Raw genomic sequence first — 12,905 nt, forward strand, 5'->3', positions numbered from 1 at the left:
CGGCAGTTGAACCTTCGACCTAGTCAATACAGGTCGCGGTCCCACTCCGGTTCATCCTTGAACCGCTGCACCAGAAAATCCAGCATGCTGCGCAAGGTTGCCGGCATATGCTTGCGCGAGGTGTAGACCGCGTTCAGGTTCAGCTCCCGTGGCCGCGCGTCAGCCAGCAGGCGCACCAGGGCACCGCTGCGCAATGCCGTGGCTGCCTGGTAGGTTGGCAGCATGGCAATACCGGCACCTGCCAGCGTCGCGTTTTGCAGGGTCATGACCTCGTTGGCGCTGATGTTGCCTTGCACCGGCACGGCAATCTGCTGGCCGCCCACCTCGAAATGCCACAGGCTGTGGCCGAAATAGGCATGGGTCAGGCAGTTGTGCTGGCTCAGCTCCTCGACCCGTTGCGGCGTGCCGTGCTCGCGCAGGTAGGCGGGCGATGCGCAGATCACCGAGCGGCACACGGTCAGGCGCCTGGCGATCAGGTTCGGGTCCAGGTCGTTGCTGGTGCGGATCGCCAGGTCGATACGCTCGTCCACCAGGTTGACCGTGCGATCGAGCATCTGCAGTTCAACCTTCACGCCTGGGTAGCGCCGCACATAATCGGCGACCGCATCCACCAGCTGCGCTTGGCCAAACGACGTACTGACGCTGATGCGCAGGGCACCCTTGGGCGCATCTTCCGGTTGTTGCACGGCGGCCTGCAGGTCGCCGGCCAATTCCAGCAACTGCCGGCAGCGGGGCAGGGTTTCCTGGCCGGCGGCAGTCAGGCTGAGCTTGCGCGTGGTGCGCTGCATCAGCCGTGCGCCCACCCAGTCCTCCAGTTCGGCCAGGTAGCGCGACACCACTGGCCGTGAAAGCTGCAGCTGGTCTGCCGCTGCCGACTGGCTGCCCAGGTCGACGACGGTGACGAAAACGCGCATGGCGTTGAGACGGTCCATGATTTGCCCGATTTCAGAAACAAACTATGTCTGAGCATCGCATTTTTTGTCATGGATCGGGCAACTAAGCTGTGCGTATTCGTTGTTCAACTGCTGGAGAATCTACCCATGAGCAAGATCGCAATCATCGGTGCCACCGGCCGTGCCGGCAGCCAACTGCTGGAAGAAGCCCTGCGCCGTGGCCACAGCGTCGTGGCCATCGCCCGTGACCCCTCGAAGTTGCAGGGGCGTGAGGGGGTCACCACCCAGGCGCTGGATGCCAAGGACAGTGCAGCCTTGCAGCAGGCGGTTGCGGGTGCCGATGCGGTGCTCAGTGCTGCGCACTTCTCCACCCTCGAACCCCACGCCATCATCGAGCCGGTCAAGCGCGCCGGGGTCAAGCGCCTGCTGGTGGTCGGCGGTGCGGGCAGCCTGCTGCTGCCTTCCGGGCATCGCGTGATCGACAGCCCGGACTTCCCTGAAGCCTACAAGGCTGAAGCCACTGCCGGCGTGCGCTTTCTCGAAGTGCTGCGCCAGGAGCCGACACTGGACTGGACCTTCCTGTCGCCATCGGCGGAGTTTGTCGAAGGCGAGCGCAGCGGGCACTACAAACTGGGCAAGGACCATCTGCTGATCGGCGCGGATGGCAAAAGCACGATTACCTTTGCCGACTATGCCATCGCCATGCTCGATGAGCTGGAGAACCCCGCGCACTCGCGCCAGCGCTTCACTGTCGGTTACTGAGAAAACGACTGCTCATGGGCTGCTCTGGCTCTCCAGCCAGTCCATGAGCTCCACCAGCCCCTGCGGCAAGCTCTTTGCCTGGCTCACCAGGTAATAGCCTTTGCCGGTCTGTACCTTCAGCGCAAACGGCATGCACAGCCGCCCCCCGCGCAAGTCATCACCGATCAGCGCCCAGTCACCAATCGCCACTCCGGTTCCCTGCGACGCCATGGCCATCGCCATGTCCAGCGTTTCGAAGTGCTGCTTGGGCCCCTGTGCCTCCAGGTTCACGCCTGCTGCCTGTAGCCACAATCGCCAGTCATGCTCATCACGGGAAGGGTGCAACAGCATATGGCGCGCCAGGTCCTGGATCTTTTGCAGCGGAACCGGCCCGTTCATCAGCGAAGGCGCGCACACCGGTGTCAGTTGCTCGTCGAACAGCTTGCGCACCCGCAGCCCATGGTTCGGCGCATCGCCATAGACCACGGCGGCATCGAACCCCTCACGGCGAAAATCCACACCGTGCTGCACCGTGGTGGTCAGCTCGACCGGCACGTCCGGCCGCAGCGCCTGCCACTCCATCAGCCGCGGCAGCAGCCAGCGCATCACGCAGGTCGGTGCCTTGAGCTGCAAGGTGGCGCTGCGCCCGCCCACTTCGCGCACGCCTTGTTCGACAAGGCTGAAGATCTGCTGCACCCGTGGCAGCCAGTCCTGGCCCTCGCGGGTCAGGCTCAGGCCACGCGCCTGGCGCTGGAACAAGGCGTAGCCCAGGTGTTCCTCGAGCCCGGCGATCTGCCGGCTCACGGCGCCCTGAGTGATGTGCAACTGCTGCGCGGCACGGGTGAAATTGCAGTGCTGGGCGGTGACCAGAAAGGTGTAGAGGGCGGGCAGGGGCGGTAGCCGTTTCATTGCGCTGAGCCATGATTGCAGGACATGGCTAGTATGTGTTTTTTTGCATTGTGGCGGTAGCACTGCCTTGGGTCCAATGGGCGCAGATTTCCAACAAAATCCAAGGTGACATCCGATGGCAACCTGCGGCGAAGTACTGGTCAAACTCCTTGAAGGCTATGGCGTGGACCATGTCTTCGGCATCCCCGGCGTACATACCGTGGAGCTCTACCGTGGCCTGGCGGGCTCGTCGATACGCCACATCACTCCGCGCCACGAGCAGGGCGCCGGGTTCATGGCTGATGGCTATGCGCGTACCCGTGGCAAGCCTGGCGTGTGTTTCATCATCACCGGCCCAGGGATGACCAACATCACCACCGCCATGGGCCAGGCCTATGCCGATTCGATTCCGATGCTGGTGATCTCCAGCGTGCAGTCACGCGATCAACTGGGCGGTGGCCGCGGCAAGCTGCACGAGCTGCCGAACCAGGCCGCGCTGGTGGCGGGCGTGGCGGCGTTCTCGCAGACACTGATGAGCGCCGATGACCTGCCCCAGGTACTGGCGCGCGCCTTTGCCGTGTTCGATGGCGCCCGCCCGCGGCCAGTGCATATCGAGATCCCGCTGGACGTACTGGTCGAGCCCGCCGACCATCTGCTGCCTGGCCGCCCTGTGCGCAGTGCCCGCGCAGGTGCCGCCCCGCAGGCCGTGGCCGCCATGGCCGAGCGCCTGGCCAAGGCTCGCCGGCCGCTGATCCTGGCCGGTGGCGGTGCGCTGGCTGCCGGTGCACCGCTGGCGCTGCTGGCCGAGCACCTGCAGGCGCCGGTGGCACTGACCATCAATGCCAAAGGCCTGCTGCCGGCCAGCCACCCGTTGCAGATCGGTTCGACCCAATCGTTGGTTGCCACCCGTGAGCTGGTGGAAGAGGCTGATGTGGTGTTGGCAATCGGCACCGAGCTGGCCGAGACCGACTATGACGTGACCTTCAAGGGCGGTTTCAAGATTCCCGGCAGCTTGCTGCGTATCGACATCGACCCGGACCAGACCGTGCGCAACTATCTGCCGGAGCTGGCGCTGGTCGCGGATGCCGAGCTGGCCGCTCAGTCTCTGCTCGAGGCCTTGCATCAGCTACCAGCACCGGTGCGTGCCGAGGGCTGGGGCGTTGCCCGGGCGCAGCGCCTGCGTGATGTGTTGGCAACGGGCTGGGACCAGCCGACGCTGAGCCAGACACGCCTGCTGAACAGCATTCTGCAAAGCCTGCCCAACGCCATTCTGGTCGGTGACTCGACCCAGCCGGTGTACACCGGCAACCTGACCCTGGACATGGATCAGCCGCGCCGCTGGTTCAATGCTTCGACCGGTTACGGCACTTTGGGTTATGCATTGCCTGCAGCGATGGGGGCCTGGCTGGGCAGCGCCGAGCAAGCGGCCGAGCGTGCGCCAGCGGTGTGCCTGATTGGCGACGGTGGGCTGCAGTTCACCTTGCCGGAGCTTGCCAGCGCGGTGGAGGCGCAGGTGCCGTTGATCGTGCTGCTGTGGAATAACCAGGGTTACGAAGAGATCAAGAAGTACATGGTCAACCGGGCGATCGAGCCGGTCGGCGTGGATATCCATACCCCGGACTTCATTGGCGTGGCCCGGGCATTGGGTGCCGAGGCCGAGCATGTGGCCGATGTCGGGCAGCTGCAGGCTGCGCTTGGCAGGGCGGTCGAGCGCAAGGGGCCGACCTTGATCCAGGTCGACCAGAACCAGTGGCAGGCGGCAGTAGCGGGCTAGCTCAGCCCACACTGGCCCGCAGCCGGGCCACATCACGGATCGGCGGTGCGCCATACAGCCGGCTGTACTCGCGGCTGAACTGCGATGGGCTTTCGTACCCCACCCGATAGCCCGCCACCGCTGCTTCCAGGCCATCGTTGAGCATCAGCCGCCGCGCCTCCTGCAGGCGCAGTTGCTTTTGGTACTGCAGCGGGCTCATGGAGGTCACGGCCTTGAAGCGGTGATGCAGGGTCGAGGTGCTGAGGTTGACCTCGCGGGCCAGGTCCTCGATGCGCAGCGGTTGCTGGAAGTTCTGGTTGAGCCAGGTGATGGCCTGGCACACCCGGTGGGTCTGGCTGTTGGCCAGGGCGATTTCGTACAGTCGATAACCCTGAGGCCCACGCAGCAGGCGGTAGAGAATCTCGCGGCGAATCAGCGGCGCGAGCATGCCGATGTCGCGCGGTGAGTCCAGCAAGCGGACCAGCCGCAGCAGCGCGTCGAGCAACTGCGGGTCGGTGCGTTCCACATACAGGCCGCGGCCGGAGGGCAGGTTGGGCACCAGCATCGGTCCGCTCTCTGCGATCAGCTGGCTGATTTCAGCCGGGTCGAGGTCCATGCGCAAGCCGAGGCTCGGGTTCTCCGGGCTGGCGTCCAGCCTCACGCCGCTCAGCGGCAAGGTCACCGATACCACCATGTAGTGCAGTGGGTCGTAGGCGTACTGTTCGTCGCCGAGGAACAGGCTCTTGCTGCCTTGCGCCAGGATGCACAAAGCCGGTTGAGCCAGGGTCGGCACGGATCGGACGTTTTCGGAGTAGCGCACCAGATACAGGTCGTCGATGGCCGAGGCGGGGCCGTAGGGGTCACCGGCGTGCCTGCGAATCAGGTCGGCCAGTTCCTGGCGTTGTACTTCCAGTGTCGGGTCGATGGACGGTGCTGTGGTCATGATGGCGTTCCTCTGCTGACCGACGCAGCATAGGTTTGGGCAATGGCTGGCGCTAGTCGAAAGCTGCACGTCGATTGCCTGATCCTGCCGTGCTGCAGGATCAGGCAATCGGTGAGCAGTAATGGCCTAACGCGTCGCGCGTGCCAGCCCCTAACCTTGGCAGCCTGGTATTTCCGCCCGCCTGCTTCAAGGAGATCGTGCAATGACCCTACGACAACCGGTCACCCATCTGGCTTTCATCCGTGCCAGCAGCGGTCGTTCCGCCGAACTCGGCGCCCGCCTGCGCGACCTGCTGGAGCCGTCCTTGCGCACCCCCGGCTGCCTCAGCTTCACCGTGCAGCGCTCCCAGGCCGACGCCGACCTGTGGCTGCTCAGCGGCAGTTGGCAGGATCAGCAGGCGATGAGTGGCTACTTCGCCTCGCCTACCCTCAATGTGTTCGGCGAGCTGGTTCAGGCGCAGGTCGTCAGCAGCCTCGACTTGCATACCTTCGATTGAAACGTGGTTAGAATGCCGCCCCTCGATCAACAGGCGGATGGCAACATGGCACGTAAGGAATTCCCGCAGTTCGAAGCGGTTTCGGCGATGGTCCCGGTGGAAGGCGGTGGCTATAACGCCGCCATTGCGGTCAAGGCACTGGGCATGGGCGGCGCACCGCGCTTTCACAAGGTACTCGACGAGCAAGTGTTCAAAAGCGCCGTGGCGGCTGACGAAGCCGCCTGCGCCGAGCTTGCACGCCTGCAGGGCGTGGGCGAGGAAGGCGAACTGATCTGGTGATCAGGCCTGTGGGCGAGCCATCTTGAACAGGTTGCCCAACTCGAAGTAATCCGCCGGGCCACCGCCACGCAGGATCGGCTCGGCGGCAGCGGTATCGTAGATGCCGTTCTTCAGCAGGTGCTCGGCAATGTGCACCGCCACCACTTCACCCAGAATCAGCCAGCTCGGTACCAGCTCCTGGTCGGCACGCTTGAGCTGGACGATCTGGCTCACCTTGCACTCGAAGGCCACCGGCGTTTCGCCTACGCGTGGCACTTTGACGATGTTCGATGGCACCGCAGTCAAGCCGCTCAGTTCGAACTCGTTGATATCGGCGGCGACGGCCGCGCAACTCTGGTTCATCTGCTCGGCCAGTGGCCGGGTAGCCAGGTTCCAGACGAATTCGCCGGTCTGCTCGATGTTGTTCAGGCTGTCTTTGCGCCCGACGCTGCAGAAACCGATGATCGGTGGAATGTAGTTGAACGCGTTGAAGAAGCTGTACGGCGCGAGGTTCAGTTGGCCGTCCTGGCTCTGCGAGGAGATCCAGCCTATCGGGCGCGGGCCGACGATGGCGTTGAACGGGTCGTGGGGCAGGCCGTGGCCTTTGGCGGGTTCGTAGTAGTACATCTGCCAACATCCTGGGAACGAGGCGCCTAGTGTGCCAAGCCTTTGTCCGCCTGGAAATGATCAAGCCCGGCCAAGGCCGGGCTGGTAGCGCGCACAGGGGTCAGCTGATGCGGTGAGCGTTGGTGCGGTCGAAGCCATCTTCGGCGAAGCGTTGGCCGCCAGTGCGATCGAAACCATCTTCGGTGAAGCGCTGAGCGCCCGTGTGATCGAAGCCGTCTTCGGCGAAGCGTTGGCCGCCAGTGCGGTCGAAACCATCTTCGGCGAAGCGCTGTGCGCCAGTGTGGTCGAAGCCGTCTTCGGCGTAGCTGGCCGACTGAGATTGGGCGGCGGCGAAGGTGTGGGCGTTGGTGCGTTCAAAACCATCTTCGGCGAAGGCGCCAGCAGCGAATACCGAGAGGGCCAGGGTGAGGATCAGTTTGCTTTTCATGGTCGTTGCTCCTTTGGGTGCGAGAGGGTGTTTGCTTCTATGGGTTTAATGCTACGCCGATTAATTTGATTAAAAAGCGCAAAAAATAGCGACTAATAATCGAATTAATAGATATTTTAGGCCGCACGCTGGGTAATCCAGCGGGTGCTGAAGCTTCTGGATGAGGTGCTTTATGCCCAAGGCGAGCGCAATGCTTCGTCAGCCATTGCAGAATGAGGGAATGGGATTAATCGGCAGTTAAGAACGAAAAATCTAAATTTGTAACAACGTATGACGCTTTTTTCATATATCGCCAACCGATTTTTCAGGCCCTGCTCCGCACCATCGCCGCACCCAATTCCGGAGCGGCAATCAATGAACAAACTTCCGCAAATCACCTTGGCCTTCTGGGTCATGAAGATCTGCGCCACCACCCTTGGCGAAACTGCCGGTGATCTGCTGTCGATGACCCTCAACGTTGGTTACGCGGTCAGCTCGATGGTGCTGATCAGCGTGTTCCTGGTGACCTTGTTCGGTCAGCTGTTTTCGCGCCGCTATCACCCGATGCTGTACTGGCTGGTGATCCTGTCCACCAGCACGGCCGGCACCACCATGTCCGACTTCATGGACCGCACCCTGGGCCTGGGCTATGCCGCAGGCTCGGCAATCCTGATCGGCATCCTGATGCTGACCTTCCTGGTCTGGCGCCTGAGCGGCAACCCGCTCGACGTTACCCGCATCAAGAACCGCACCGGTGAAATCTTCTACTGGGTCGCCATCCTGTTCTCCAACACCCTGGGCACAGCGCTGGGCGACTATCTGGCGGACGACTCGGGGCTGGGCTTTGCCGGTGGTGCACTGCTGATTGGCAGCGCCATCGCCGTAGTGGTGCTGGCCCGTTACTGGACGCGCATCCCGGGGGTGGTGCTGTTCTGGGTGGCCTTCGTGTTGACCCGTCCATTTGGCGCGACCCTTGGCGACTTCCTGACCAAACCGCATGAGAAGGGTGGGCTGGATTTTGGCACCATCGGTTCTTCTGCGGTGCTGGGTGGCGTGCTGGTTGTGCTGGTGCTGATGGCGAGCTGGTACCAGAAGCGTGAGCCGCGTCAGGTGTTGGAGATATCTTGAGTGCCTGGCTGAATGCTGAGGTGAGGCGGAAATCGAGCGCCGCGGGCGGCGCTCGATCTCATAGGCGCCGAGATCTCCAGGCAAGCACCTGGCAGCCACAAAAAAGGGGCGTCCGTTTCACGGAGCGCCCCTTTTTCAATCGCTGAATACCGTCAGTCAGTAGTAATCCGCGAATGCTGCTTGGTGTCCTTCATGGTCGCATACACCAGCAGCGAGCAGGCGATGCACGCCGTAACGTACCAATAGAAGCCGCTTTCCATGCCGACGCTCTTGAACCACAGGGCCACGTACTCGGCGGTGCCGCCGAAGATCGACACGGTCAGCGCGTACGGCAGGCCGACGCCCAGGGCGCGGATTTCGGTAGGGAACAGCTCGGCCTTCACCACTGCGTTGATCGAGGTGTAGCCGCTGACGATGATCAGCGCCGCCATGATCAGGAAGAACGCGCCCCACCAGGTCTGGATGGTGTGCAGGGTGCTGAGGATCGGCACGGTGAACAGGGTGCCGAGCACGCCGAAGGCGATCAGGATAGGGCGACGGCCGATCTTGTCGGACAGGCCACCGATCACTGGCTGCAGGCACATGAACAGGAACAGCGTGGCCGCCGAGATGGTGGTCGAATCGCTGATGCTCATACCCACGGTGTTGACCAGGTACTTCTGCATGTAGGTGGTGTAGGTGTAGAAGGCCAGGGTGCCGCCCATGGTCAGGCCAACCACGGTCATCAGTTCCTTGGGGTGGCGCATGAGGGTGCGCATCAGGCTTTCCTTGGCCTTTTCCTTCTTGGTGAAGGAGGCGGTTTCTTCCATGCCGCGGCGCAGGTACAGGGCAACCACCGCGCACAGCGCGCCGATCACGAAGGGTACACGCCAGCCCCAGGCGTACAGCTGCTCGGTGGTCAGGGTCTGCTGCAGGACGATCAGTACCGCCAGGGCGATGAGCTGGCCGGAAATCAGCGTCACGTACTGGAAGCTGGAGAAGAAGCCACGGCGCTCCTTGCTGGCCATTTCGCTGAGGTAGGTAGCCGAGGTGCCATATTCGCCACCCACCGACAGGCCCTGCAGCAGGCGCGCGATGACCAGCAGGATCGGTGCGGCGACGCCGATGGTTTCATAGCCCGGGGTCAGGGCGATCACCAGGGAGCCGGCGCACATCAGCAGCACCGAAGCCATCAATGCGGCCTTGCGCCCCTTGCGGTCGGCGTACAGGCCCATCAGCCAGCCACCGATCGGGCGCATCAGGAAGCCCACGGCGAAGATCGCAGCGGTGTTGAGCAATTGGGCGGTGGAGTCGCCAGCCGGGAAGAAGGCCTTGGCGAAGTACAGCGAGAATGCGGCGTAGACGTACCAGTCGTACCATTCGACCATGTTGCCGATGGAACCACTGAAGATCGACTTGAGGCGGCTGGCGGTGGTTTTTTCAGCGGCGGGCGTGACGGCCGCCCCGGCTGGCAGGGAGGTGGCGTTATCCATCAGGGATACCTTCTCGTTGTTTTTGTGGAGCGCGCCGAGGCGCAGCTTGCCAGGGCAATTGCAGAAGGTGTGCCAAATGGGTGCGTGACGATCCAAATGGGGGCGTGAGGCCCGTGGGCACTGGGTTGGCGGCAATGGGGCGGGAAACAGCCCCTCTGTTATCCAGGGTTGAATAAGCGGATTTCCGCTTATTGGATGTGGCTGATAGGCGATAAAGCGCTTATGGAAGAAAGTCTTCCCGCACCAACCCGTGTCGCTGCATCTTCTCGTTCAGCGTGCGTCGAGGCAGCTGCAGCGTTTCCATCACCGCCTTGATCTCTCCTGCATGCTGGCGCAATGCAGCACGCAGGCACTGCGCCTCGAACGCCTCCATCTGCTCTCCCAGCGACTGCCCGGCAGGCACCACTTCGATGTTCGGCGAGCCCAATCCCAAGGCATGCCGTTCCGCCGCGTTGGCCAGTTCACGCACATTGCCTGGCCAGTCATGCGACAGCAGTTGCGCCAGTTGCGCACCGCTCAGCGCTGGCGCCGCGCGCCCCAGCTTTTCGGCAGCCGCGCGGGCAAAATGCTCGAACAGCAGCGGGATGTCCTCACGCCGTTCACGCAGCGGCGCCAGGCGCAGTTCCGCCACGTTCAGGCGATAGGCCAGATCCTCGCGAAAACGCCCGGCACGGGCCTCTTCGAGCAAGTCAGGCTTGGTGGCGGCAATGATCCGCAGGTCGACGCTGATGCTCTGGTTGGCCCCCAGCCGCTCCAGCTTCTGTTCCTGGATCACCCGCAACAGCTTGGCTTGCTGGGCCAGCGGCATGCTCTCGATCTCGTCGAGGAACACGGTACCGCCGTTGGCGTATTCCAGCTTGCCGATGCGTTTGCCCTGGGCGCCGGTGAAGGCACCGCTTTCGTGGCCGAACAGTTCGGCTTCGAACAGCGCTTCGGGGATGGCCGCGCAGTTGAGTGCGACGAACGGTTTTTCGGCACGCGGGCCGAAGTCGTGCAGGCAACGCGCCACGCGCTCCTTGCCGCTACCGGTCTCGCCGCGGATCAGCACATTGACCGGCAGGCTGGCCAGGTCCAGCACCTGCCGGCGTAATTGCTGCAAACCCTGGGACATGCCCAGCAGGGTGGTTTCCAGGCGCGACTTGAGGTCGGCCTGTTCATGCAGCCGGCGGTTCTCCAGAACCAGCTGGCGTTTCTCCAGGGCGCGGCGCAGGCTGCCCAGCAGGTGCTGCGGGGTGAAGGGCTTTTCCAGGAAGTCGTAGGCACCGTTGCGCATCGCCTCGACCGCCATCGGCACATCCCCGTGGCCAGTCAGCAGGATCACCGGCAGGTCCGGGTCATCCGCCTGCAGGCGTTCGAGCAGTTGCATGCCGCCCATGCCCGGCATGCGCACATCGCTGATGATCACGCCGGCAAAGTGCGCGGGCAGCTGGGCCAGGCAGTCTTCGGCGCGGGCGAACAGCTGCACGCTGAAGCCCGACAGGCTCAGCCACTGCTCGACTGCCGTGCGGATGCTGGCTTCATCATCGACGACGATCACCGAATTCAACATACAGGCTCCAGGTCACGGGGCAGGGTCAGGCTCAACCGGGCGCCGCCCGGCAGGTTCTCGGCGAGCAACTGCCCGCCGGCTTCGACGATGATGCCATAGGAAATCGCCAGGCCCAGGCCCAGGCCTTCGCCCACCGGCTTGGTGGTGAAGAACGGGTCGAAGACCTTGGCCAGGTTCGCTTCGGCAATACCGCCGCCGGAGTCCAGCACGCTCAGGCGCCATTGCTCGTGGTCTGGTTCGATGCGGACCTCCAGGCGCTTGTAGCGTTTGTCGGCCATGGCGTCCAGGGCGTTGCGCAGCAGGTTGATCAATACCTGCTCGAGGCGGATTGCATCGCCCCGGACCCAGGCCGGGCGCGCCAGGTAAAGGGCCACCTCGACTGCTTCACTGCGAATGCGGGTGTCCAGCAGGTGCAGGGCCTGGTCAACCACGGTGGCCAGGTCGAGGCGTTCACGCAGGCCGACTGGGCTGTTGCGGGCGAAGGTCTTCAGGTGGCTGGTGAGCGCGGCCATGCGCGTGAGCATCTGCTCCAGCGGTTCGAGGGCCTTGCGCGCGTCGTCGTAGCGGCCGTGGTCGAGCAGCAGGCGCAGGGTCTCCAGTTGCATGCGTTGGGTGGTCAGCGGCTGGTTGATCTCGTGGGCCATGGCCGCCGACATCTGCCCCAGGGCAGCCAGCTTGGCCGATTGCACCAGGCCTTCCTGGGCGGTGCGCAGCTCGCGGGTGCGCTCCTCGACCTGGCGCTTGAGCTCTTCGCGGCTGCGCTGGCGCAGGCGGGCCAGGCGCAGGCGCTGGCTGACGAACAGCGCGGCGAACACCAGGCTCAGCCATACCGCCGCGGCGCCCAGTGCGGCGTTGCGACCGGCCGCTTCGACCTGCGGCTTGCGCAGCAGGTGCAAGGTCCAGTCTTCGCCTGCCAGCGGCAGGCTCTCCCAGAGGAATTCGGCGCTGCCTTCGGGGCTCTGCACGCGGCTCAGCTGACTGTTGCTGGCAAAGCGGGTCAGCACCTGGTGCTGAAGCGGTACCAGCGGCTGCTTGTCGTATTGGCGGGTTTCGGCCAGCTCGGCGCGGTCGTCGCCAGTGAGTGGCTTGAGCTCGCGGTAGCGCCAGCCCTCCTGGTTGGCGATGAAGGTGATGCCACGGGCGTCACTGACCAGCAGGATGTCGTTGCCCTGGCGCCATTCGCGTTCGAGCTCAGGGAACTCCAGCTTGACCACCATGGCGCCGAGGAAGCGCCCCTGCTCATCGCTGACTGCGCTGGCCAGGAAGTAGCCCGGCACGCCGCTGGTCACGCCCACCGCGTAGAAGCGGCCACTGCCCTGGCTGCGGGTTTGCTTGAAGTAGGGGCGAAAGCCGTAGTTGGAGCCCACGTAGGTGGTCGGCAGGCGCCAGTTGCTGGCGGCCACGGCCAGCCCGGTGCGGTCGAGCAGCTCCAGGGTCGAGGAGTTGGCGGCACCGTTGATACGTTCGAGCTTGAGGTTGAGCGCGTGTTGCTTCTGCTCGCTGACCGGGCCGCGCAGGGCCTCGATCAGCTCCGGGTCCAGCGCCAGCACGGCGGGCAGGGCGCGGTAGCGATCGATCAGGGTGTGCAGGGCGTTGGCGTAAAGCCCCAGTTGCTGGCTGGCGCGGCGGGCATCGTCTTCCATGGCCTGGCGCTTGGCCTGGTGCATGGCCCAGCCGGCGCTGAGGACGGTGCCGAGCACAATCAGCAGGGTGATCAGCCCCAGACGCAGGGCGCGAAAGGAAAAGGGCAT

Annotated in this window: 13 protein-coding genes; 5 read left to right on the forward strand and 8 right to left on the reverse strand. The window is 63.9% G+C overall.

Annotation, left to right across the window (positions count from 1 at the left end; all coding sequences use genetic code 11):
- Positions 1–23 precede the first annotated feature (23 nt).
- Positions 24–932, reverse strand: a complete 909-nt coding sequence (locus tag ABE528_RS07940) for a LysR family transcriptional regulator (RefSeq protein WP_152954641.1) — start codon at positions 930–932, stop codon at positions 24–26.
- 108 nt (positions 933–1,040) lie between these two features.
- On the opposite strand from ABE528_RS07940, the gene ABE528_RS07945 reads away from it, so the two are divergent.
- Positions 1,041–1,655 carry an NAD(P)-dependent oxidoreductase gene (locus ABE528_RS07945; protein ID WP_152954639.1) on the forward strand — a complete coding sequence of 205 codons (615 nt, stop codon included), beginning with the start codon at positions 1,041–1,043 and terminating at the stop codon, positions 1,653–1,655.
- A 12-nt stretch (positions 1,656–1,667) separates the two neighbouring features.
- Here the strand turns inward: ABE528_RS07945 and ABE528_RS07950 are convergent, their stop codons facing one another.
- On the reverse strand, positions 1,668–2,543 hold the full coding sequence (locus ABE528_RS07950; protein ID WP_346652617.1) for a LysR substrate-binding domain-containing protein: 876 nt from the start codon (positions 2,541–2,543) through the stop codon (positions 1,668–1,670).
- Positions 2,544–2,658: 115 nt separating this feature from the next.
- On the opposite strand from ABE528_RS07950, the gene ABE528_RS07955 reads away from it, so the two are divergent.
- Positions 2,659–4,296, forward strand: a complete 1,638-nt coding sequence (locus ABE528_RS07955; RefSeq protein ID WP_346652618.1) for a 5-guanidino-2-oxopentanoate decarboxylase — start codon at positions 2,659–2,661, stop codon at positions 4,294–4,296.
- A gap of 1 nt (position 4,297) precedes the next feature.
- Here the strand turns inward: ABE528_RS07955 and ABE528_RS07960 are convergent, their stop codons facing one another.
- Positions 4,298–5,218: an AraC family transcriptional regulator gene (locus tag ABE528_RS07960; protein WP_346652619.1), complete on the reverse strand. Its 921-nt coding sequence runs from the start codon at positions 5,216–5,218 to the stop codon at positions 4,298–4,300.
- A gap of 202 nt (positions 5,219–5,420) precedes the next feature.
- Here ABE528_RS07960 and ABE528_RS07965 point away from each other — a divergent pair, with 202 nt between their 5' ends.
- Positions 5,421–5,714, forward strand: a complete 294-nt coding sequence (locus ABE528_RS07965) for an antibiotic biosynthesis monooxygenase family protein (protein WP_103449332.1) — start codon at positions 5,421–5,423, stop codon at positions 5,712–5,714.
- A 45-nt stretch (positions 5,715–5,759) separates the two neighbouring features.
- Positions 5,760–5,993, forward strand: a complete 234-nt coding sequence (locus tag ABE528_RS07970; protein WP_256669046.1) for a hypothetical protein — start codon at positions 5,760–5,762, stop codon at positions 5,991–5,993.
- On the opposite strand, the gene ABE528_RS07975 is transcribed toward ABE528_RS07970, so the two are convergent.
- Both ABE528_RS07975 and ABE528_RS07980 read right to left on the reverse strand, forming a co-directional pair.
- Complete coding sequence (locus tag ABE528_RS07975) at positions 5,994–6,599, reverse strand: flavin reductase family protein (RefSeq protein ID WP_346652620.1); 606 nt, start codon at positions 6,597–6,599, stop codon at positions 5,994–5,996.
- Between the two features lie 100 nt (positions 6,600–6,699).
- Entirely contained in the window at positions 6,700–7,026 is a 327-nt protein-coding gene (locus ABE528_RS07980) for a hypothetical protein (protein WP_152954628.1), read from the reverse strand.
- Positions 7,027–7,380: 354 nt separating this feature from the next.
- Between ABE528_RS07980 and ABE528_RS07985 the strand changes: the two genes are divergently transcribed.
- Positions 7,381–8,133: a hypothetical protein gene (locus ABE528_RS07985; protein WP_346652621.1), complete on the forward strand. Its 753-nt coding sequence runs from the start codon at positions 7,381–7,383 to the stop codon at positions 8,131–8,133.
- 152 nt (positions 8,134–8,285) lie between these two features.
- Here the strand turns inward: ABE528_RS07985 and ABE528_RS07990 are convergent, their stop codons facing one another.
- The 3 genes from ABE528_RS07990 to ABE528_RS08000 all read right to left on the reverse strand — a co-directional run bounded on the left by ABE528_RS07990 (position 8,286) and on the right by ABE528_RS08000 (position 12,905).
- Positions 8,286–9,605 (reverse strand): MFS transporter, encoded by a 1,320-nt coding sequence (locus ABE528_RS07990; protein WP_152954625.1) that lies wholly within the window; start codon positions 9,603–9,605, stop codon positions 8,286–8,288.
- Positions 9,606–9,825: 220 nt separating this feature from the next.
- Positions 9,826–11,154: a sigma-54 dependent transcriptional regulator gene (locus ABE528_RS07995; protein ID WP_152954623.1), complete on the reverse strand. Its 1,329-nt coding sequence runs from the start codon at positions 11,152–11,154 to the stop codon at positions 9,826–9,828.
- The gene (locus tag ABE528_RS08000) at positions 11,148–12,905 is read right to left on the reverse strand and encodes an ATP-binding protein (RefSeq protein ID WP_346652622.1); all 1,758 of its coding nucleotides are present in this window, start codon (positions 12,903–12,905) and stop codon (positions 11,148–11,150) included. Before ABE528_RS08000 ends, ABE528_RS07995 begins: the two co-directional genes overlap by 7 nt.

The organism is Pseudomonas sp. TWI628, from assembly GCF_039673865.1.
In the GTDB taxonomy this organism is placed as follows: Bacteria; Pseudomonadota; Gammaproteobacteria; order Pseudomonadales; family Pseudomonadaceae; genus Aquipseudomonas.